Consider the following 19,799-nt stretch of genomic DNA (forward strand, 5'->3'; position numbering starts at 1 on the left):
GTACCTTAGCCGTGCATTGTGAAGGTTCTAAGAGGGTGATCCGACGACCGCGGCTATTCGGTGTCCTCGTCGCCGTGGCTTTCGGCGAGGATTTTGGCGGCGAGGCCGCGTCCGAGAGGGCGTCCGCGCGCCAGCGAGCCCTCGTCGAGGCGCTGCACGATGGCGCTCGCAGCGGCGTAGGAGCGCTCGATGCGCGGCAGCAGGTAATCGATCACGCTGCGGTCGACGTCGATCTGCCGGTCGGCAAACAGCTTCACCAGCACCCGGGCGAGCAGGTCGTCGTCGGGCGCGCCGAGCCGCACCGGCTGCGCCGCCCTGAGGCGCGAGGCGAGGTCCCGCAGCGCGCGGGCGGCCGGCCAGCCGGCGGCATCGCCCCGTCCCGCGGCGAGCAGCCGGCCTCCGGCGGCACGAACCGCGTTGACGAGGTGGAAGAAGGCGGCGGGATCGGTGGCTGCCGCATCGGCGTCGTCGAGCGCGACGGGCCGCCCGGCGAGCGCCAGCGGGTCGCGGCCGGCGAGATCGGGACCGGCGAGCAGCGTCGCCCCGGCCTCGTCGGCGAACACGCGCAGGAGATGCGACTTGCCCGAGCCGGCCGGCCCGGCGAGTACGGCGACCGGCGCCGCCCAGTCGCGCCAGCTGCCCACCAGCCCCCAGGCGGCGCGGTTGGCGTCGCCGACGACGAAGTCGTCGCGCCCCAGCGCCGCGACATGGGCGATCGGGATCGGAAGCTGCGCCGGGGTCATGGCTCGCGCTTGGGTCCGGGACCCGGCAGGGGCAGGCTGGTCGCCGGCCCCGGCACGGGCGTTCCGGCGAGGCCCGGCAGGCGCCCGGTCGACGGCGGGGGGACGACCGAGGGCTGGACGCCCTGGTAGAGCGGGCTTTCCATGTATTTCGCCAGCGCAAAGCGCGTCAGCACCGCGACCGCCGTCGCGGCGGGCACGGCGATCAGCATGCCAACGAAGCCGAACAGCGTGGCAAATGCGAACAGCGAGAACATCAGCCACACCGGGTGCAGCCCGACGCTGCCGCCGATCAGCTTCGGCTGCAGGATGTTGCCCTCGAGGAACTGGCCGAGGGCGAAGATGCCGGCGATGATGGCGATCATCGTCCAGTCGGGCCAGAACTGCATCAGGGCGACGCCGATGGCGACGAAGCCGCCGACGAAGGAGCCGATATAGGGGATGAAGCTGATCAGGCCGGCACCCATGCCGATCAGCAGGCCGAAGTTCAGCCCGGCGATGATCAGCGTCACGGCATAGAACAGGCCGAGCAGCAGGCAGACCGAGAACTGGCCGCGCACGAACTTCGAGACGCCCTCGTCCATCTCGCGGGCAAGGCTGCGGATCGTATCGGCATGGTCGCGCGGCAGCCAGCCGTCGACCTTCTGCACCATGCGGTCCCAATCGAGCAGCAGGTAGAAGGCGACGACGGGGGTGATGACGAGCGCGGACACCACCGAGACGATCGCCTGGCTGCCCGAGAGGATCTGCTTGGCGAGTTCGGTCAGCCAAGAGACGCCCTGGTTGAGCACGCCGCCGACCGAACTGCGCAGTTCGTCTTCGCTCATGTTGAGCATCTCGGAGATGCGCGGGCCCGCCGTATCGACCACGAAGGACTGCAGCCAGGCCACCGACTCCGGCAGGCGGGCGACGAGGCCGGTGAGCTGGTTGGCGAGCACCGGGATGATCAGCACCATCAGCAGCACGACGACCATGAGGAAGAGCAGCACGATCAGCACCGTCGCCAGCATGCGCGACAGGCCGAGCCGCTGCAGCCGGTCGGCAATCGGGTCGAGCATGTAGGCGACCGCCATGCCGCCGACGAACGGCAGCAGGATGCCCGAGAACACGTAGAGGAAGAGGATCAGGCCGACCGCCGCCAAGACCCAGAAGATGACCGTGTTCTTGAGACTCACGACGTTGCGCCTTGGGGCCAGCCGGGGGCCCGGTTCGGGAAGCAAAAATTGTCTGGCCTGCGACCGTGGCGAAGGTGGGGCACCGGTCACCGGCGCCGCTGCACCGCATCCCGACGCAGGAAACGCGCCATGCGCCGGGCGACCGGCGTCAGCGCTCGTCCATGTGGCGTGTCCAGGCGATCAGGTAGGCCGCGGTCGAGGCGAGCGTCAAGGCGGCAACCAGCCAGACGCCGACCTCGATCAGGCCGCCGATGCGCCAGCCGTAGCCGAGCCCGGCCAGCACCACCGCCGCAAAGCCGAGCTGCACCGCCGTGTTCGCCTTCGAGACGAAGATCGGCTCGATCGCCACCGGCCGCCCGACCACCCATGACAGCACCACCCCGCCGATGATCAGGAGGTCGCGGCTGACGACCAGCACGATCAGCCAGACCGGGATGTGGCCGATGTAGCCGAGCGCCATGTAGATCGAGACGAGCAACGCCTTATCGGCGAGCGGATCGAGATAGGCGCCCAGCGCGCTGCCCTGGTTGAAGTGCCGCGCGATGATGCCGTCGATCGCGTCGGAAATGCCCGCGGCGACGAACAGGATGAAGGCGAGATCGTACCGGCTGGCGAGCATGAACATCACGACGGCCGGTACGGCGCAGAGCCGGGCGAGAGTGATGAAGTTCGGAATCGTCACGTCAGGGTCCCACCCGCCTGCTGCCTCGTCGCCCTCATGTGGTCCTGCGCCGGCCGCTTTGAAAGGGATTTCCGCTGCGCCGCCGGCATCGGCGCCCTCCCCGGCTTTTGACCGCCGCTGCGCAGATTCGTCTTGTAATGCCCGCCGATAGTTGATTTCTGCGGCGGATCGGGACCGGGCGTGACGACAACGCCGGATTGACGGGGACGACGGACATGGCGGGCGAACCGACCGAGCCGCGCAGCGGGCTCACCTATCGCGACGCGGGCGTCGACATCGATGCCGGCAACCTGCTGGTGGAGCGGATCAAGCCGCTGGTCAAGGCGACGCGGCGGCCGGGGGCGGACGCCGACATCGGCGGCTTCGGCGGCGTGTTCGATCCGCGCGCGGCGGGCTTCAAGGACCCGGTGCTGGTCGCGGCCAACGACGGCGTCGGCACCAAGCTGCGCGTCGCCATCGAGGCGGGGATCCACGACACGGTCGGCATCGACCTCGTGGCGATGTCGGTGAACGACCTCGTCGTGCAGGGCGCGGAGCCGCTGTTCTTCCTCGACTATTTCGCGACCGGCCGGTTGTCGGTCGACACCGCGACCGCCGTGGTCGCCGGCATCGCCGAAGGCTGCCGCATCGCCGGCTGCGCGTTGATCGGCGGCGAGACCGCCGAGATGCCGGGCATGTACGCCGACGGCGACTACGACCTCGCCGGCTTTGCCGTCGGCGCCGCCGAGCGCGGCACGCTGCTGCCGCGGCGCGACGTCGGCCCCGGCGACGTGCTGCTCGGCCTCGCCGCGTCGGGCGTCCATTCCAACGGTTATTCCCTCGTGCGCCGCATCGTCGAGCGCGAAGGCCTTTCGTACACCGACCCGGCGCCGTTCGCGCCCGAGACCAGCCTCGGCGCGGCGCTGCTGACGCCGACGCGGATCTATGTGAAGCCGCTGCTCGCGGCCCTGAAGGCGACCGACGGCATCAAGGCGCTCGCCCACATCACCGGCGGCGGCTTCGTCGACAACGTGCCGCGCGTGCTGCCGGCCGGCGTCTCGGTGCGGATGGACCTCTCCGCCGTCCCCGTGCTGCCGGTGTTCAAGTGGCTGGCGGCGGCCGGCGGCGTGCCGGCGGCGGAAATGGTGCGCACCTTCAACTGCGGCATCGGCATGGTGGTCGTCGTCGAGGCGTCGACCGCCGACGCGGCGATCGCCGCGCTGACCGAGGCCGGCGAGGCCGTGGTGCGCCTCGGCACGCTGGAAGCCGACGCCGAGGGCCCGCGCACGCTGTTCTCCGGCGAACTGGCGCTCTGACGATGGCGGACGCGGCACCGGGTCCACAGCGGCCGAAGCTCCGCGTCGCGGTGCTGATCTCGGGCGGCGGCAGCAACATGGCCGCGCTGCTCGGCGCCGCCGCGGCCGCAGACTTCCCGGCCGAAATCGCGCTGGTGTTGTCGAACCGCGCCGACGCCGGCGGGCTCGCCAAGGCCGCGGCGGCCGGCGTCGCCACCGCCGTCGTCGATCACCGCGCCTTCCCCGACCGCGACAGCTTCGACGCCGCCATCGATGCGGAACTCGCCCGGCACGGCATCGAGTTCGTCTGCCTCGCCGGCTTCATGCGGCTCCTCACCGAGGGCTTCACCGACCGCTGGCGCGACCGGATGATCAACGTCCATCCCTCGCTGCTGCCGCTGTTCAAGGGCCTGCACACGCACCAGCGCGCCCTCGACGCCGGCGTGCGCTTCCACGGCTGCACGGTGCATTTCGTGCGCTTCGGCATGGACGAGGGCCCGATCATCGTGCAGGCGGCGGTGCCGGTGCTCGCCGGCGACGACGCGGACAGCCTCGCCGCGCGGGTGCTGGCGATGGAGCACAAGATCTACCCGCTCGCCCTCCGCCTCGTCGGCGAGGGCCGCGCGGTGGTCGACGGCGAACGGGTGCGGATCGAGGGCGAAGGCGCGGCGCCGGGCGGGATGTTGTGGCCGGCGGGGTGAGGCGGAAGCCGGAGTCTTTTCAGGGGGAAGGCCCGGCCGGCTGAGAGAGTGAGTCAGCCGCGGGGTCGGAGGGGTGGCGGATTGCGGCGCGGGAGTTTCGCCTGGCGACCGCAGCAGAGGGCGGGCAGAACGCCCCTCACTCGTCGATCCTCAATCATCAGCCCGGGGATATGGCCGACAGGTGTTCCGGGACATCACCGACGCTTCCGTCGCGCGTCAGATCGCTGACCAGCAAAGCTGCGCTGCCCGAAAACCCCTTCGATCGTCATCGCCGGGCTTGACCCGGCGACCCAATGGCGTCGCCGCAAGCCACACCTCAGGACTTAAAACTCATTATTTCCAGATGGTTGAACCATTCTGCTGCGGTAGGCTAGTGGGTTGCCGGGTCCAGCCCGGCAATGACGACTGAGAGGGGGGTGGGGTGGCGCTGGGGCTGGGGGGGTGCCAATCAGCCACCACGTTGCGATCCCGAAGTTCCCGCTGACCTTCCTCGGTAAACCGGCGCGGCGACGCCTCGGCTTTTCCCTCGCCCTTCGAGACAGCCGCTCCGCGGCTTCCTCAGGGTGAGGGAAAAGGACAAATGCCTGCAACGAAGCGAAAAATCCTCCGAGGCCTCATCCTGAGGAGGGCCGTCAGGCCCGTCTCGAAGGGCGAGGCCGGGTGCGTCGGCGCGGGCCATGGGATGAGCCGGACAGTCGCGGGTCAAGCCCGGCAATGACGACTGAGAGGGGGGTGGGGTGGCGCTGGGGGGGGCCAATCACCCACCACGTTGCGATCCCGAAGTTCCCGCTGACCTTCCTCGGCAAACCGGCGCGGCGACGCCTCGGCTTTTCCCTCGCCCTTCGAGACAGCCGCTCCGCGGCTTCCTCAGGGTGAGGGAAGAGGACAAATGCCTGCAAAAAAGCGAAAAATCCTCGGAGGCCTCATCCTGAGGAGGGCCGTCAGGCCCGTCTCGAAGGGCGAGGCCGGGTGCGTCGGCGCGGGCCATGGGATGAGCCGGACAGTCGCGGGTCAAGCCCGGCAATGACGACGGCGAGGGTTTGGGAGGGGTGACCCATCCGCGTCGCCCGGCCCGGGCGATCTCGACGTTCCAAAGAGGCGGAAACCCGCCCCACCCGCTCACTTTACGCAGGCGGCGATGCCGGCGCGCAGCGCGGTGTCCTGCGGGCCGGTCAGGGCGCCGCCGCGGGCGAGGACGTAGTTGCCTTCGGGCAGCGTCTTGATGGCGTTGCGGGCGGCGCAGCGGCAGCCATCGACGAGGGTCATGCGGTTGACGCCCTCGACGCGGTACTGGCGATAGATGCAGGCGTCGGCGAGGCGGCGCTCCATCACCGGCCGGTCGAGCGGCGTCGCGCCGGCCGTGACCGGGGCCGGGCCGCCGCCGCTGGTCTGCGGTGTTGCATTGCAGGCGGCAAGCACCAGAGCGAGGGCGGGAACCAGGAAGCGGCCAAGGCGAATCATCGTGCCACGCGAGACAGGAGGTGGAAAACGTCGTTCGTTTGCCACGAAGTCCTTGGCCGCGCAACGCCTTGGCTGCATGACGCCCCGTCACCTCACGCGGGCTTGATCCAGACCTTGTTGTCGTGGAACGCCGCGCCGCCGTAAGGCGCGACCGGATCGGCGCCGGTCAGGGCGTTGATGCCGACGCCGCCGTCGTGCGCCGCATTCGGCCAGATACCCTCCGCGACCAGCACGCCGGGCTTCAGGCCGTCGAAGAACTTCGCATGGACACGGGTGCGGCCGCGGCCGTTGCCGATCTCGACGAGGGCACCCTCGGTGATGCCGTGGGCGGCGGCATCGCCGGGACGGATCATCACCTCGGGCCGCCCTTCCCGCTTCAGCGAGCCCGGCGTCTCGGTGAAGGTGGAATTCAGGAACGAGCGCGCGGGTGCCGTCACCAGCCGGAACGGGTGCGCGGCGTCGGCCTCCTCGATCACCGGCCAGTAGTCGGGCAGCGCCGGCATTGCCTCCCACGGCCCCATCGGCCCGGCATTCGGCGCCTTCACCCGGCGCCAGTCGGGCCGGAAGCGGAACTTGCCGTCCGGCTGGGCGAAACCGTCGAGATAGTGCGCGGTGCGGAAATCGGGCTGCACGTCGAGCCAGCGCTTCTCTTCAAGCTCGGCGAGGGTGCCGAAGCCGGACTTCTGCAGCATCCAGTCGACGTGCTCGCGCGAGCTCATCTCGAAGCCGCGGTGGCTGGCGCCGAGGCGGCGGGCGAGCTCGACGTGCACGAAATGGTTCTCGCGCGCTTCGCCGGGCGCCTCGGCGAGCTTCGGCCCGAACAGCAGATACTGGTGGCCGCCGCCCTTGTAGATGTCGTCGTGCTCGACGAACATCGTCGCCGGCAGCACGACGTCGGCCATTTTCGCCGTCTCGGTCATGAACTGCTCGTGCACGCAGACGAAGAGATCCTCGCGCGCAAATCCCGCCGCGACCCGCGCCTGATCGGGGGCGACCGACACCGGGTTGGTGTTCTGGATGAACAGCGCCGCGACCTTCGGCCCGCCGAGCAGCGCCTCGGCGTCGCCGGTGAGGATCGCGCCGATGCGCGACTGGTCGAGCCGGCGGGTCATGCGGCCGGGGATGTCGTTGCCCTCGATCATGGTCTTGTCGAGGGTGTAGATCGCGCCGTTGTTGTGGAACGCGCCGCCACCTTCGTGCTGCCAGGCGCCGAGCACGGTCGCGATCGAGGCGGCCGCGTGCATCGAGACCGTGCCGTTGCGCTGGCGGGTGAAGCCGTAGCCGAGGCGGAAATAGGTTTTGGGCGTGGTGCCGACGAGCCGGGCGAAGGCCTCGATCTCGTCCACCGACAGGCCGGTGATCGCCGCCGCCCACTCCGGGGTGCGCGTCGCGAGATGCGCCTCGAGCTCTTCGGGGCAGTCGGCATAGGCGGCCATGTAGGCGCGGTCGGCGTAGTCGTCGCGGAAGGCGACGTGCATCACGGCGCAGGCGAGCGCGGCGTCGGTGCCGGGGCGCAGCACGAGGCCCATGTCGGCCTGGCGCACGGTCTCGGTCTCGTAGACGTCGATCGCGACGATCTTCGCGCCGCGCGTCTTTCGCGCCTTCACGGCGTGGGTCATCACGTTGACCTGGGTCGCGACCGCGTTGGTGCCCCAGATCACGACGCAGTCGGAAAGCGCCATCTCGCGCGGATCCGGCCCGGCGAGCCGGCCGGTGCCGGCGATGTAGCCGGTCCAGGCCGGGTTGGTGCAGATGCTGTCGAACTGGCGCGAATAGCCCTTGGCGTGGCGCAGCCGGTGGATGCCGTCGCGCTGCACGAGGCCCATGGTGCCGGCGTAGTAGTAGGGCCAGACGCTCTCGGCGCCGTGCTGCCGCTCGGCCTCGAGCAGCTTTTCGGCGACGAGGTCGAGCGCCTCGTCCCATGACGCGCGCCGGAATTCGCCGCTCCCCTTGGCGCCGGTGCGGATCATCGGGTGCAGCAGCCGGTCCGGATGATGGATGCGCTCGCCGTAGCGCGCGACCTTGGCGCAGATGACGCCGAGCGTATAGGCGTTGTCCGGACTGCCGCGCAGCCGCCCGATCCGCCCGTCGGGCAGGATCTCGACGTCGACCGCGCAGGTGGACGGGCAGTCGTGCGGGCAGGCGGAATGGCCAAAGCGGGGGCCGGCCGGCTTGTTCATCGGAGCCTCGAACGGGATGGGGCGCGCAGGTCGTCGCGGCAACACTAGCGCGACTTCGGCGCCCGCGACACCTCACGCCGGCGACGGGCAGGCATGAGCATCCCGCCATCTCCGCGGCGGCGACGCGCGAAAAGAAAAAGGCGGCCGAAGCGGCCGCCTTGATCAGAAGCGTCGGAAGAAGTGTCGGCTCAGCCGACGATCTCGGTCTTCGAGAACCAGAAGGCGATCTCTTCGGCGGCGGTTTCCGGCGCGTCGGAGCCGTGCGCGCTGTTCTCGCCGATCGAGAGGGCGAACTCCTTGCGGATGGTGCCCTCGGCGGCGTTGGCCGGGTTGGTGGCGCCCATCACTTCGCGGTTCTTGAGGATCGCGTTCTCGCCCTCGAGCACCTGCACGACGACCGGACCGGCCGACATCTGCTTGGTCAGCTCCTCGTAGAACGGGCGGCCCTTGTGCACGGCGTAGAACGCCTCGGCCTGGGCGAGGCTCATGTGGATGCGCTTCGAGGCGACGACGCGCAGGCCGGCGTCCTCGAGCTTGGCCACGATCTTGCCGGTGAGGTTGCGCGCCGTGGCATCCGGCTTGATCATCGAGAAGGTGCGTTCGATCGCCATGGAGAAAAGTCCCGGTTTCTGTGCCCGGAGCGGGCGTTACGTCGAGGGAATGGTTGGGCGGTGTATAGCCGCCGGCTCGAAGCCCCGCAAGCTGCCGCCGGCGCAACAACGCCTCAGAGCAGCGACCAGCCGAACTTGATCGAGACCGAGATCAGGAACAGGCCGAACAGGATCTCCAGCTTGCGCCGCGACAGCGCGTGCGCGAGGCGGACGCCATAGGGCGTGACCCACAGCGACACGGGAATCAGCAGCGCGACGCCGACCGCGTTGACGAAGCCCAGCGAGAACGGCGGCAGTTCCGGCCGGCCCCAGCCGGCGACGATGTAGCCGATTGTGGCCGGGATCGAGATCAGCACGCCGACGCCGGACGAGGTCGCCACCGCCTGGTGCATCGAGCGGCCGTAGAGCGTCATGAAAGTGTTGTTGATCACCCCGCCGCCGATGCCCATCAGTGTGGAAAGGAAGCCGAGCACCGAGCCGAAGATCGCCCGGCCCGGATTGCCCGGCAGCGCGGTGCCGAGGCGCCAGCTGTCGCGGTTCAGCAGCATGCGCGCGGCGAGCACCAGCGCGATCACCGCGAAGATCGCCCGGAGGCCCTCGCTGGAGATGAAGGCGGCAAGCGCGGTCGCGAGGATGACGCCGAGCGGCACCCAGACCACCCAGCCCCTCAACAGCTCCATATCCACCGCGCCGCGCGCCTTGTGGGCGAAGTAGGAGCGCAGCGAGGTCGGCAGGATCACGCCGGTGGAGGTCGCGACCGCGACGTGCATGCGCACGCTCTCGTCGACGCCGATGACGCCGAGCAGCTGGTAGAACACCGGCACCATGACGGCGCCGCCGCCGATGCCGAACAGGCCGGCGAGCAGTCCGGAGATCGCCCCGGCGGCGACCACGACGGCGGCGAGTTCGAAGAGTTCCATCGGCGAGACGGCGAGCATCGGCACTATTCCGGGGTGGCGCGGGCGGCGATGCGCCGGGCGCGGGGAGCCGCAGGGGGGGTCGGGAGCGCCGGGCCGTCAGGCGGCTTCGGCGCGATCGTCGCGGCGGACGGCGGCGAGTGCCCGGACGAGCAGGTCGGCCCCCGCCTCCGGATCGGTCGCGCCTTCGGTGAGGATGCGGCGCCAGGCGCGCGCGCCGGGGCGGCCCTGGAACAGGCCGAGCATGTGGCGGACGTAGTGGCGCACCCTGCCCCCGGCGGCCCGGTGGGCGGCGATCACCGGGATCAGCGCCTCGACCACCGCAAACGGATCGGGGTCGTCAACGGCCAGGCCACAGATGCGGCGGTCGACGCCGGCGAGCAACGCCGGCGACTGGTACGCCGCGCGGCCGAGCATGACGCCGTCGACGTGCTTAAGGTGCGCTTCCGCCGCATCGAGATCGTTGATGCCGCCGTTGATGCCGATGAAGACGCCCGGCAGGCGGGCTTTCAGGCGATAGACGCGGCCATAGTCGAGCGGCGGCACGTCGCGGTTCTCGCGCGGCGACAGGCCCTTCAGCCAGGCTTTCCGGGCGTGCACCCACAGCGCATCGGTGCCGGCGGCGACGACGCTGTCCGCCATCGCGTCGAGCGCGGGTTCGGGGTCCTGCTCGTCGACGCCGATGCGGCACTTCACCGTGACCGGGATCGATACCGCCGCCTTCATCGCGGCGACGCAGTCGCCGACCAGCGCCGGCTCCTGCATCAGGCAGGCACCGAAGCGGCCGGACTGGACGCGGTCGGACGGGCAACCTACGTTGAGGTTGATCTCGGCATAGCCGTAGTCCGCGCCGATCCGGGCGGCGCGCGCGAGATCGGCCGGGTCGCTGCCGCCGAGCTGCAGCGCGACGGGTTGTTCGTCCGCGGAAAAGCCGAGCAGCCGCTCGCGGTCGCCGTGGATCACCGCGCCCGTTGTCACCATCTCGCTATAGAGCAGCGCCTCGCGCGTCAGCGCACGATGGAACGTCCGGCACCAGCGGTCGGTCCAGTCCATCATCGGGGCGACGGCGAAGCGCCGGTCGAGGTCGGTCATTCGGATACGCTTTGCTGCTCCCGGTCGGTCCGGGACACGGCCGGGCCGACCGTTGAAGTCGTTGCCATATCATATCCGAATGCACGCGAAACAGCGGCAATGGCCTCCGGCCGGCGGGAGGCAGCCTTGTCGTGATCGCACACGGGCGCATCCGGCGCCGAAGACCGGGTGCTCGGACGCCAGCCGGCGGCATGGCCTCGCGCCGGCTCAGGCGCCGGCGGCGCGCGCCGGCGCTTAGGGCCGAGGGGCCGGGAAGACGCGGCCGTCGAAGAGTTTGCGCGCCGTGCGGATCGTGCCGGCCGCAACGACGGCTCCGGTCGGGTCGCGCCGGATCGCCACTTCCGCGGCCCCGGACGGGTGCTCGATGCGGAAGATGCCGTCGGGCGGGAGCACGGCGAGGCAGGCGGCGGGGCCGTCCGGCAAGGCGCACGCGGTGGCGACGCTGACGGCGGCGAACACGCCGATCGAGGCGTGGCAGCGGTGCGGAATGAAGCTGCGGGTGGCGATGGCGCCGCCGTGCCGCGGCCGGGACACGAGGGTCATCTTCGGCACGGACTTTTCGGTGACGTCGCCGAGGTTCATGAGCGGCCCGGCCTGCAGGCGGATCGCCTCGAGCCGGCCTTTCAGGCCGGCGTCGGCGTCGAGCTCGGCGCGGGTCTCCTGCCCGGTGAGGCCGAAATCGGCCGCGTCCAGCACCACGATCGGCATGCCGTTGTCGATCAGCGTGCAGGCGACGCCGTCGATGATGTCGACCGCGTGGCCGGTCGGCAGCAGCGCCCCCGTCATCGAGCCGGCGATGTTCTGGAACATCAGCGGCACGGCCGCGTGCGCGCCCGGCACGCCGTCGATGCGGGCGGTGCCTCGGTAGGAGACACGCCCGCCCGGTGTCGCGACCTGCGCGACGGCGACTTCGCCGGTGTTGACCATGTGGATGCGGACGGGGGTCTCGTCGCCAGTCGCGGCCACGAGCCCGCGCTCGATCGCCGCCGGGCCGACGCCCGCGAGGATGTTGCCGCAGCCCTGCGCGTCTGACACCAGCGCCGCGTCGACGAAGACCTGCAGGAACAGGTAGTCGACGTCGGCATCGGGCCGGGTGGACGGCGACAGGATCGCGACCTTGGACGTCAGCGGATCGGCGCCGCCGATGCCGTCGATCTGCCGCGCGTCCGGCGACCCCATGACCCGCAGCAGCAGGTCGTCGATGGCCGCGCGATCGGGCGGCAGATCGGAGGCAAGAAAATAGGCGCCCTTCGACGTGCCGCCGCGCATCCAGAGGCAGGGGATGCCGTCGAGTTCCGGGTCAGACATATTTCAGCCCGAGGTCGGCGAGGCGCTGGCGCATGTCGTAGATGTCGAGCCCGAGTTCGCCGGCGGCGAGGCGCCGGCGCTTGGCGTCCTCGGCCGCGACGCGCTTTTCCGCGGCGGCGGCCACAGTCGCAGCTTCGGCGCGCCGGACGACCACGACACCGTCGTCGTCGGCGACGATCACGTCGCCGGCCTCGACCAGCTGGCCGGCGCAGACCACCGGCACGTTGACCGACCCGAGCGACGCCTTGATGGTGCCCTGCGCGCTGATCGCCTTCGACCAGACCGGGAAGCCCATCGCGGTCAGGTCGCGGATGTCGCGGACGCCGGCGTCGATGATCAGCCCGCCGCAGCCGCGGGCCTTGGCCGAGGTCGCCAGCAGGTCGCCGAAATAGCCGTTGTCGCAGGGCGAGGTCGGGGCGAGCACGAGGATGTCGCCGGCGCGCAGCTGCTCGATGGCGACATGCAGCATCCAGTTGTCGCCGGGCGGCGCGCTGATCGTCACGGCGCTGCCGGCGATCTGGGCGCCGGAATAGATCGGCCGCATGTAACTCGCGAGACACCCCGTGCGCCCCTGCGCCTCGTGGACGGTGGCCACCCCTGCCGCGGCGAGACGGCGGATCGTCTCGGGGTCGGCGCGCTGGATCTCCGTGACGACGACGCTCATCGGCCGTGCTCCTTGCCAGCGACCGGGGGCGTTCCGTGCGAATGGAAGGTGTCGATGGTCTTCAGGCCCCAGGCCTGGCCCTTCTTGCGGTCCTTTTCCGTCCAGACGATCGGTCGCCAGTCGGGGGCGAGGATCAGGCGCGCGCCGGCGTTGGCGAGTTCCACCCGGTTGCCGGCCGGCTCCCAGACGTAGAGGAAGAAGGTGCCCTGGATCGCATGCTTGTGCGGGCCGGTTTCGATGTGGACGCCGTTCTGCAGGAAGATGTCGGCGGCGCGCAGGATGTCCTCGCGCTGGTCGGTGGCGTAGGTCACATGGTGCAGCCGGCCGTTGCCGCCGCCGTGCTCCTCGGTGCAGGCGAGGTCGTAGGTCTTGTTGTTGACCGTGAACCAGCAGCCGCCGAGGCGCCCGTTGTCGAGCTGGATGCACTCGGTGACCCGCGAGCCGAGGCAGGTCTCCATGAAGCGGCGGAACTCCGTCACGTCGGCGCTGAGGAGATTGAGGTGGTCGAGGCGGCGGGGCGCCGCGCCGGTGAAGGCCGACGCCGTGTTCTTCAGCGCCGCCCGGTCGCTGTCGTCCGCCGGCTCGTACCAGACCGTGTCGTAGTAGATCTCGAAGACGTGGCCGAACGGATCCTCGAAGCGGAAGGCGGCGCCGTGGCTGAGGTCGCCGTCGTGCCAGCCGTGCAGCTTGTAGCCGGACGCCTTGATCAGCGCGACGCGCTCGGCCAGCGCTTCGGGTGAGGCGGCGCGATAGGCGATGTGGCCGACGCCGGTCGTCGCCGCCCGCGTCAGCTTCAGCGAGCAGAACTCGTAGTCGTCCCAGGCGCGCAGATAGGCGCTGGTCTCGTCACGTCCGGAGAGCTTCAGCCCGTAGACGCGCACGAAGAAATCGAGGCTCTCCTCGAACTTGTCGGTGAGCATCTCGACGTGGCCGAGGTGGGCAATGGCGCCCGAAGGATTGGTCGACATCGTCAAGCGTTTCCTCTGCAAATGGTGGCCGCGGCAAGCCGCGGGCGCCGGTTCGGACCAGCCTAGAGCTCATCCACCGTGCGCGGGAACACCGCCTGGAACCCCTCGGCATACTTCGAGGCGCGCCCGCCGGACTGGCCGCCGGAGTTGCGCTGGAAGTGATTGCCGCGGTTCTCGGCGACGTTGGTGTAGAAGTCCCAGAGGTGTTCCTGGCCGGCCATGCATTCGATCGCGGCGCGCTTCTTGTCCCAGACCTCGGTGATGTCGAGGAACACATCCGGCTTCCAGCCCATCTGTTCGGTCTGGTGCGGCTCGAACAGGTAGAGCTGCGGCGCGCCGAGCACCTTCTGGCCGGGGTTGTGACCCCAGGCCTGGGCGATCATCCGGCAATCCAGCACGAACCGCGTCGTGTTCATGTGATCGGTGTTGTAGGGGTCCCACAGCGAGTGGCTCATCATGAACGCCGGTTGCACGGCGCGGATGAGATCGACCATCCGGTCGCGGCTGTCGGGGCCGAAATCGAGCGGATAGTCGCCGAGGTCAAGAAATTGAATATCGTGCACGTCCAGCACGACGGCGGCGGCCTCGGCCTCCCTGCGGCGCGCGGCCTTGACCTCGGCGAGCGTCATGCCCGGCTGCTTCCACAGCTTGGCGCTTTCTCCGCGTTCGCCGAACGACAGGCAGGCGACGGTGACGTCATAGCCGAGCTTCTGGTGCAGCGCGATCGCGCCGCCGCAGCGCCAGACGAAGTCGGCGGCATGTGCGCTGACGACCAGCGCGGTCTTCTTTCCGGACAAGGCCAGTCTCCCAAGGGTAACTCGTCCCCTGGTTTCTGAGCGCGGGGGGCGCGAAACGCCATTCCAATGCGCTGTCCCTGCGATAATTTATTGATACAGTCGGTGCGTGGTCCGGAGGCGACGCGATGGAAAAGTTCAACCTGCGCCACCTGCGCGCGTTCCAGGAGGTCGCCCGCTGCGGCAGCGTCTCGCGGGCATCGGAGCAGGTGTTCCTGTCGCAGCCGGCGATCACGCAGGCGCTCTCGAAGCTGGAGCGAACGCTCGGAACCCGGCTGTTCCTGCGCAAGAGCACCGGCATGTACCTGACCGAGGCCGGCACCACCCTGCATGTTCGCGTCGAGCGCGCGCTGGAGCTGCTGGCGAGCGGCGCCCGGCGCGCCGCGCGCGCCGCCGGCCGCGGCCATCACGGCGGGTTCCAGAACTTTGACCAGCTGCTGACCACCGTCCAGCTCCGCGGGCTGCTCGCGCTCGCGAGCACGGGCAACTATTCCTGGGCGGCCCGGACCCTCGGCCTGTCGCGGCCGTCGATCCATCGCTCGATCAACGACATCGAGCGGATCGCGGGCTTCGAGATGTTTGCGAAGACCGCGCAGGGCTTCGAGCTGACCCAGGCCGGCAACCTGTTCCGGCGCAGCGTGCTGCTGGCCTTCGAGGAACTGCGCCAGGGGCTCGAGGAAATCGACCTGCTGCTCGGGCACGATACGCCGCGGCTCGCGGTCGGCAGCCTGCCGCTCGCCCGCAGCTTCATCCTGCCGAAGGTGATCAACGACCTCGGCGTGATCCGGCCGGAGGTGCGGATCACGGTGCGCGACGGCTCCTACAGCGACCTGTTGCACGCGCTGCGCTATGGCGAGATCGATCTGCTGGTCGGCGCCTTGCGCTCGCCGCTGCCGTTCGACGATGTCGAGCAGGAGCCGCTCTATACCGACCGGCTGGCGATCGTCGGCCGCGCCGGCCATCCGCTCGCAGGGCGCGGCGATCTCGACGCCAAGACGCTGGCGCTATTTTCCTGGGTTACACCGTCGCCGGACATTCCGACGCGCAAGCACTTCGACAGCCTGTTCAGCGCCGCCCATGTGCCGGCGCCGACGCGGCTGGTGGAGAGCAGCTCCCTCGTGCTGACCCGCGGCCTGCTGCTCGGCAGCGACCGGCTGACGATCATCTCGCGCCACCAGATCGCGCGGGAGCTCGACGAGGGCATTCTCGCCGAGATCGACTTTCCGCTCGTCGGCTCGGAACGCGAGATCGGGGTGACGACGCGCAGCGGCTGGCAGCCGACCACGACGCAGTCGCTGTTCGTCCGCATGCTCCGCGACGTCTGCGCCGGGCTCTCCCGCTAGCGCTGCCCTGTCCGGTATTTGGATAGCAGCGGCAGAAATCCGATTTCAGGCCTGCCGCCCGCTTTGCTATCCCGGCAGGGTGGAGCAATGGGAGAGCGGGCGTGATGCCTGATGTTGTGCCGCATGACCCGACCTTGCCTCGCGTCGCCTTCGTCGGCTTCGGCGAGGCCGCCCAGGCGTTCTGGACGGGCTGGAGCCGCACGGCGCTGCCGGCCGCACGCGCGTTCGACATCGCCACCGACCTCGCCTCCCGCCGGACGTCCAAGCGGGACGACTACCGGCGGACCGGGATGGACGGCGCCGCGACGCTTCCCGAAGCACTGCGGAACGCCGAGGTGGTGTTTTCGCTGGTGACGGCCGACCAGGCCAACGCGGCGGCCGCCGCCGCGGCGCCGGTGCTGCCGCGCGGGGCGCTCTGGTTCGACTGCAATTCCTGTGCGCCGCAGACCAAGCAGGCGTCCGCCGCGCTGATCGAAGCGGCCGGCGGGCGCTATGTCGACGTCGCGGTGATGGCGCCCGTCCATCCGCGCCTGCACCTCACCCCCCTGCTCGTCAGCGGGCCGCACGGGGATGCGGCGCTGGCGGCGCTGCGGGCGCTCGGCATGGACGCCGAGGTCGTTTCCGACACGGTCGGCACGGCGTCGTCGGTGAAGCTCTGCCGGTCGATCATGATCAAGGGCCTCGAGGCCCTGACGGCCGAATGCCTGCTGGCGGGCCGTCACCTCGGCGTCGAGACCAAGGTGCTGGCGACGCTCGAGGACACCTTCCCGGGCTTCGACTGGACCCAGCGCGCCGCGGGCATGCTGGAGCGCGCCGCGTCGCATGGCCGGCGCCGCTCGGCGGAAATGCGCGAGACCGCGGCGATGATCGAACAGCTCGGCCTGCCCGGTCGCATGTCGCACGCCGCGGCAATCTGGCAGCAGCAGATCGGCGAACTCGAGCTGAAGGTCGGGCGCACTGATCCCGGCGCGACGGCCGATGCGATCCTTTCGGCGCTGAACGGCAAGGGACGCAAGACGCGCAACTCCGCTTAGCTCGGCAAGAATAAAATCGATTGAAGGAGGAACCGACATGTTGAAGCAGAAACTGGCGTTCGCTTTTGCCGCCGCGATGTTCGCCACCACGTCGCTGGCGTCGGCGACCGAACTGAAGCTCGCCGATTTCCAGCCCCCGACGCACTTCGTCGTCAAGAACGCCTATGAGCCGTTTGCCGCCTCCGTCTCGGAGAAGACCGGCGGCGCGGTGACGGTGAAGGTGTTCATGGGCGGCGAACTCGGGCCGGGACCGGCCGAGCAGTACAGCCGCGCCGTCGACGGCGTCACCGACATCGCCTTCGGCCTGCCCGGCTACACGGCCTCCAACTTCCCGAAGACGCTGCTGACCGAGCTTCCGGGCGTGCTGTCGGCGGATACCGGCACCGCGCAAATGATCGCCAACATCGACATGCTCGCCGACGAATACCGGCGCGTCGTGCTGCTCGGGCTGTGGAACAACGCCCCGAACATCATCTTCACCGCGACCAAGCCGATCCGCAGCTTCGAGGACCTCAAGGGCCTGAAGATCCGCGTTCCCTCGCGCAACGCCGGTCTCGTCGTCGAGGCCTGGGGCGCGAGCCCGGTGTCGATGCCGGCGCCGGAAATCTACAACGCGCTGCAGACCGGCGTGATCGACGGCGCCATGACCGACGCGACGACCCTCGGCGCGTTCAAGCTCGCCGAAGTGACAAACTACATCACGGTCGGCATGGACACGACGATCTCGAGCTTCTTCCTGATCATGAACCGCGACAGCTTCGAGGGCCTCGACGAAGCCCAGCAGCAGGTGGTGGTGGACGCCGGGCGCGAGGCCGCGCTGAACGGCAACAAGGCCTGGCTCGGCATCGCCGACAAGGCGCTCGCCGGCTTCGCCGCGACCGAGGGCAAGGAAGTCATCACGCTCGCGGACGCGGAAACGGCGAAGTTCAATGCGGCTTCGGCGGCGGTCGTGGCCAAGGTCGTCGCCGACGCCGAGGCCCAGGGCATCGCGGCCGGCGCCTTCGTCGACGCCCTCAAGAGCGAGTAACGCGCCGTGGCCAATTCGCGACGCGACGTGGCCCATTCGACACCCGTCGAATGGGCCGTTCGATCCCTGACGTTCCTGTCGGCCACCGCACTCGGCGTCCTGCTGGTCGTGACCTTCGCCAGCGTCATCATGCGCTACTTCTTCAACGCGCCGATCCTCGGCTCGAACGAGATCATCCAGCTCGCCTCGGTCGTCCTCGTGATGCTGGCGCTGCCTGGTGCAGCCCAGCGGAGCATGCACATCCGGGTCGACGTGTTCGACCGGCTGATCGGCCCGATCGGGCGGCTCATCGGCGATGTTCTCGCGCGCGTCCTGTCGGTCTACCTGCTCGGCATTCTCGCCTGGCGCGCCTTCGGCAAGCTGCAGGATGCCGCCGAGTTCGGCGACACGACGAACATGCTGCAGATCCCGCTCTGGCCGTTCTACGGGCTGCTCGTGCTCGGGGCCGTGCTCTACGCCCTCGTGCTGGTCATCCAGCTCATCGACCTCATCCGCACGGGGGCTGCCCGCGATGAGTGATTTCGGCCTCGGCGTCAGTGGCCTCGCGGCCATGTTCGCGCTGATGATCCTGCGCATGCCGGTGGGCATGGCGATGCTGGCGGTGGGCTACTTCGGCATCGTCATCATGAACGGCGACCGCTCGGCCAACGCGCTGCTGGTGACGGAAGCGTTCTCGGCGACGGCGAACTACAGCCTCACCGTGATTCCGCTGTTCATCCTGATGGGCAACATCGCGTCGGCGACCGGGTTCTCGCGGCGGCTCTACGAGGCGGCCTTCGCCTGGGTCGGCGGCTTGCGCGGCGGGCTCGCCTCGGCGTCGATCGTCGGCTGCGCGGCGTTCTCCGCCGTCAGCGGCTCGTCGGTCGCCACCGCCGTCACCATCGGCAAGGTCGCCCTGCCGGAGATGAAGCGCTTCGGCTATTCGGACGCGCTCGCCACCGGGTCGATCGCCGCCGGCGGCACCCTCGGCTTTCTGATCCCGCCGTCGACCGGCTTCGTGCTCTACGCGATCCTCACCGAGGAGAGCATCGGCCAGCTCTTCATGGCCGGCATCTTGCCCGGCCTGCTGCTGACGGCCCTCTTCATGATCACCGTGACGCTGGTCACGCTGCGCAACCCGGAAGCCGGACCCCGCGGCGCGGCGGTCTCGTGGCCGGAGCGGATGCGGGCCGTGCTCAGGGCGGCGCCCCTCCTCGCGATCATCCTGACCTCGATCGGGGGCATCTACTTCGGCGTCTTCACCCCCGTCGAAGCCGCCGGCATCGGGGCGGGCCTGATCATCCTGATGGCGCTTGTCATGGGCAAGCTGCCCTGGGGGGTGCTCACCGACGCGGTGCTCGACACCGTGCGCACCACGGCGATGCTCTACCTGATCATCATCGGCGCCAGCGTGCTCAATCCGTTCCTCGCGCTGACGCAGGTTCCGGCGACGCTGGGCGAGGGCCTGACCTCCCTCGGCCTCGGGCCCTACGGCGTGCTCCTCGCGATCGTCGTCATCTATCTGTTGCTCGGCATGTTCATGGACGGCCTCGCCATGCTGGTGGTGACGATCCCGATCTTCTTCCCGATCATGACCGGGCTCGGCTTCGACCCGATCTGGTTCGGCGTCGTCGCGGTCATCCTGATCGAGATGGGCATGATCACACCGCCGGTCGGCCTCAACGTCTTCGTCGTGAAGAGCGTGGCGAAGGACGTGCCGATGAGCACGATCTTCAGGGGGGTGCTGCCGTTCTGGTTCGCGATGGCGGCCTGCCTGCTGCTGATCGTGGTCTTCCCGCAGATCGCGGTGATGATCCCGCAGGCGATGTTCCGCTAGCCGGCACGTCCC

The 19,799-nt window shown here is 69.6% G+C and carries 19 protein-coding genes; 7 read left to right on the top strand and 12 right to left on the bottom strand.

The window, feature by feature from the left end:
* Nucleotides 1-53: 53 nt before the first annotated feature.
* The 3 genes from I5731_RS19105 to I5731_RS19115 form a co-directional block, all read right to left on the bottom strand.
* Nucleotides 54-743 (bottom strand): P-loop NTPase family protein, encoded by a 690-nt coding sequence (locus tag I5731_RS19105; protein WP_197313007.1) that lies wholly within the window; start codon nt 741-743, stop codon nt 54-56.
* The gene (locus I5731_RS19110; RefSeq protein WP_197313008.1) at nt 740-1,915 is read right to left on the bottom strand and encodes an AI-2E family transporter; all 1,176 of its coding nucleotides are present in this window, start codon (nt 1,913-1,915) and stop codon (nt 740-742) included. Before I5731_RS19110 ends, I5731_RS19105 begins: the two co-directional genes overlap by 4 nt.
* A gap of 148 nt (nt 1,916-2,063) precedes the next feature.
* Nucleotides 2,064-2,597, bottom strand: a complete 534-nt coding sequence (locus I5731_RS19115; RefSeq protein WP_197313009.1) for a CDP-alcohol phosphatidyltransferase family protein — start codon at nt 2,595-2,597, stop codon at nt 2,064-2,066.
* A gap of 215 nt (nt 2,598-2,812) precedes the next feature.
* Here I5731_RS19115 and purM point away from each other — a divergent pair, with 215 nt between their 5' ends.
* Together purM and purN are read left to right on the top strand one after the other, a co-directional pair.
* Nucleotides 2,813-3,892, top strand: a complete 1,080-nt coding sequence (gene purM, locus I5731_RS19120; RefSeq protein ID WP_197313010.1) for a phosphoribosylformylglycinamidine cyclo-ligase — start codon at nt 2,813-2,815, stop codon at nt 3,890-3,892.
* 2 nt (nt 3,893-3,894) lie between these two features.
* Nucleotides 3,895-4,572: a phosphoribosylglycinamide formyltransferase gene (purN, locus tag I5731_RS19125; RefSeq protein WP_197313011.1), complete on the top strand. Its 678-nt coding sequence runs from the start codon at nt 3,895-3,897 to the stop codon at nt 4,570-4,572.
* A gap of 1,119 nt (nt 4,573-5,691) precedes the next feature.
* On the opposite strand, the gene I5731_RS19130 is transcribed toward purN, so the two are convergent.
* From I5731_RS19130 to I5731_RS19170, 9 genes are all read right to left on the bottom strand, one after another.
* A complete protein-coding gene (locus I5731_RS19130) occupies nt 5,692-6,033 on the bottom strand; it encodes a hypothetical protein (protein WP_197313012.1) in 342 nt (113 codons plus the stop codon).
* Between the two features lie 92 nt (nt 6,034-6,125).
* On the bottom strand, nt 6,126-8,213 hold the full coding sequence (locus tag I5731_RS19135) for a molybdopterin-containing oxidoreductase family protein (RefSeq protein ID WP_197313013.1): 2,088 nt from the start codon (nt 8,211-8,213) through the stop codon (nt 6,126-6,128).
* Between the two features lie 188 nt (nt 8,214-8,401).
* Nucleotides 8,402-8,824: a nucleoside-diphosphate kinase gene (gene ndk / locus I5731_RS19140; protein ID WP_197313014.1), complete on the bottom strand. Its 423-nt coding sequence runs from the start codon at nt 8,822-8,824 to the stop codon at nt 8,402-8,404.
* Between the two features lie 113 nt (nt 8,825-8,937).
* Nucleotides 8,938-9,762 carry a sulfite exporter TauE/SafE family protein gene (locus I5731_RS19145; protein WP_197313015.1) on the bottom strand — a complete coding sequence of 275 codons (825 nt, stop codon included), beginning with the start codon at nt 9,760-9,762 and terminating at the stop codon, nt 8,938-8,940.
* A gap of 78 nt (nt 9,763-9,840) precedes the next feature.
* Entirely contained in the window at nt 9,841-10,833 is a 993-nt protein-coding gene (dusA, locus tag I5731_RS19150; RefSeq protein ID WP_197313016.1) for a tRNA dihydrouridine(20/20a) synthase DusA, read from the bottom strand.
* 234 nt (nt 10,834-11,067) lie between these two features.
* Nucleotides 11,068-12,141: a 4-oxalomesaconate tautomerase gene (locus tag I5731_RS19155; protein WP_197313017.1), complete on the bottom strand. Its 1,074-nt coding sequence runs from the start codon at nt 12,139-12,141 to the stop codon at nt 11,068-11,070.
* Nucleotides 12,134-12,805: a 4-carboxy-4-hydroxy-2-oxoadipate aldolase/oxaloacetate decarboxylase gene (locus I5731_RS19160; protein ID WP_197313018.1), complete on the bottom strand. Its 672-nt coding sequence runs from the start codon at nt 12,803-12,805 to the stop codon at nt 12,134-12,136. The genes I5731_RS19155 and I5731_RS19160 overlap by 8 nt, the downstream gene beginning before the upstream one ends.
* Nucleotides 12,802-13,773 carry a VOC family protein gene (locus I5731_RS19165; RefSeq protein WP_197313019.1) on the bottom strand — a complete coding sequence of 324 codons (972 nt, stop codon included), beginning with the start codon at nt 13,771-13,773 and terminating at the stop codon, nt 12,802-12,804. The genes I5731_RS19160 and I5731_RS19165 overlap by 4 nt, the downstream gene beginning before the upstream one ends.
* A 62-nt stretch (nt 13,774-13,835) precedes the next feature.
* Nucleotides 13,836-14,570 (bottom strand): PIG-L deacetylase family protein, encoded by a 735-nt coding sequence (locus I5731_RS19170; protein ID WP_197313020.1) that lies wholly within the window; start codon nt 14,568-14,570, stop codon nt 13,836-13,838.
* A 125-nt stretch (nt 14,571-14,695) separates the two neighbouring features.
* Here I5731_RS19170 and I5731_RS19175 point away from each other — a divergent pair, with 125 nt between their 5' ends.
* The 5 genes from I5731_RS19175 (at nt 14,696) to I5731_RS19195 (ending at nt 19,787) form a co-directional block, all read left to right on the top strand.
* A complete protein-coding gene (locus tag I5731_RS19175) occupies nt 14,696-15,910 on the top strand; it encodes a LysR family transcriptional regulator (RefSeq protein ID WP_197313021.1) in 1,215 nt (404 codons plus the stop codon).
* A gap of 104 nt (nt 15,911-16,014) precedes the next feature.
* Nucleotides 16,015-16,944 (top strand): NAD(P)-dependent oxidoreductase, encoded by a 930-nt coding sequence (locus I5731_RS19180; protein WP_235981959.1) that lies wholly within the window; start codon nt 16,015-16,017, stop codon nt 16,942-16,944.
* A gap of 37 nt (nt 16,945-16,981) precedes the next feature.
* The gene (locus I5731_RS19185; protein ID WP_197313023.1) at nt 16,982-17,971 is read left to right on the top strand and encodes a TRAP transporter substrate-binding protein; all 990 of its coding nucleotides are present in this window, start codon (nt 16,982-16,984) and stop codon (nt 17,969-17,971) included.
* A 6-nt stretch (nt 17,972-17,977) separates the two neighbouring features.
* Nucleotides 17,978-18,490 (top strand): TRAP transporter small permease, encoded by a 513-nt coding sequence (locus tag I5731_RS19190; RefSeq protein WP_197313024.1) that lies wholly within the window; start codon nt 17,978-17,980, stop codon nt 18,488-18,490.
* Entirely contained in the window at nt 18,483-19,787 is a 1,305-nt protein-coding gene (locus tag I5731_RS19195) for a TRAP transporter large permease (protein ID WP_197313025.1), read from the top strand. The genes I5731_RS19190 and I5731_RS19195 overlap by 8 nt, the downstream gene beginning before the upstream one ends.
* Nucleotides 19,788-19,799: the final 12 nt, after the last annotated feature.

Origin of the sequence: Methylobrevis albus (assembly GCF_015904235.1) — a bacterium.
GTDB classification, from domain to species: Bacteria; Pseudomonadota; Alphaproteobacteria; order Rhizobiales; family Pleomorphomonadaceae; genus Methylobrevis_A; species Methylobrevis_A albus.

Bases quoted from the DNA above. Each gene is read 5' to 3' on its own strand.
- I5731_RS19165 (WP_197313019.1), bottom strand. From the start codon at position 13,773: ATGTCGACCAATCCTTCGGGCGCCATTGCCCACCTCGGCCACGTCGAG.
- I5731_RS19160 (WP_197313018.1), bottom strand. From the start codon at position 12,805: ATGAGCGTCGTCGTCACGGAGATCCAGCGCGCCGACCCCGAGACGATC.
- I5731_RS19185 (WP_197313023.1), top strand. From the start codon at position 16,982: ATGTTGAAGCAGAAACTGGCGTTCGCTTTTGCCGCCGCGATGTTCGCC.
- ndk (WP_197313014.1), bottom strand. From the start codon at position 8,824: ATGGCGATCGAACGCACCTTCTCGATGATCAAGCCGGATGCCACGGCG.
- I5731_RS19135 (WP_197313013.1), bottom strand. From the start codon at position 8,213: ATGAACAAGCCGGCCGGCCCCCGCTTTGGCCATTCCGCCTGCCCGCAC.
- purM (WP_197313010.1), top strand. From the start codon at position 2,813: ATGGCGGGCGAACCGACCGAGCCGCGCAGCGGGCTCACCTATCGCGAC.
- I5731_RS19145 (WP_197313015.1), bottom strand. From the start codon at position 9,762: ATGCTCGCCGTCTCGCCGATGGAACTCTTCGAACTCGCCGCCGTCGTG.
- dusA (WP_197313016.1), bottom strand. From the start codon at position 10,833: ATGACCGACCTCGACCGGCGCTTCGCCGTCGCCCCGATGATGGACTGG.
- I5731_RS19130 (WP_197313012.1), bottom strand. From the start codon at position 6,033: ATGATTCGCCTTGGCCGCTTCCTGGTTCCCGCCCTCGCTCTGGTGCTT.
- I5731_RS19105 (WP_197313007.1), bottom strand. From the start codon at position 743: ATGACCCCGGCGCAGCTTCCGATCCCGATCGCCCATGTCGCGGCGCTG.
- purN (WP_197313011.1), top strand. From the start codon at position 3,895: ATGGCGGACGCGGCACCGGGTCCACAGCGGCCGAAGCTCCGCGTCGCG.
- I5731_RS19175 (WP_197313021.1), top strand. From the start codon at position 14,696: ATGGAAAAGTTCAACCTGCGCCACCTGCGCGCGTTCCAGGAGGTCGCC.
- I5731_RS19155 (WP_197313017.1), bottom strand. From the start codon at position 12,141: ATGTCTGACCCGGAACTCGACGGCATCCCCTGCCTCTGGATGCGCGGC.
- I5731_RS19180 (WP_235981959.1), top strand. From the start codon at position 16,015: ATGCCTGATGTTGTGCCGCATGACCCGACCTTGCCTCGCGTCGCCTTC.
- I5731_RS19195 (WP_197313025.1), top strand. From the start codon at position 18,483: ATGAGTGATTTCGGCCTCGGCGTCAGTGGCCTCGCGGCCATGTTCGCG.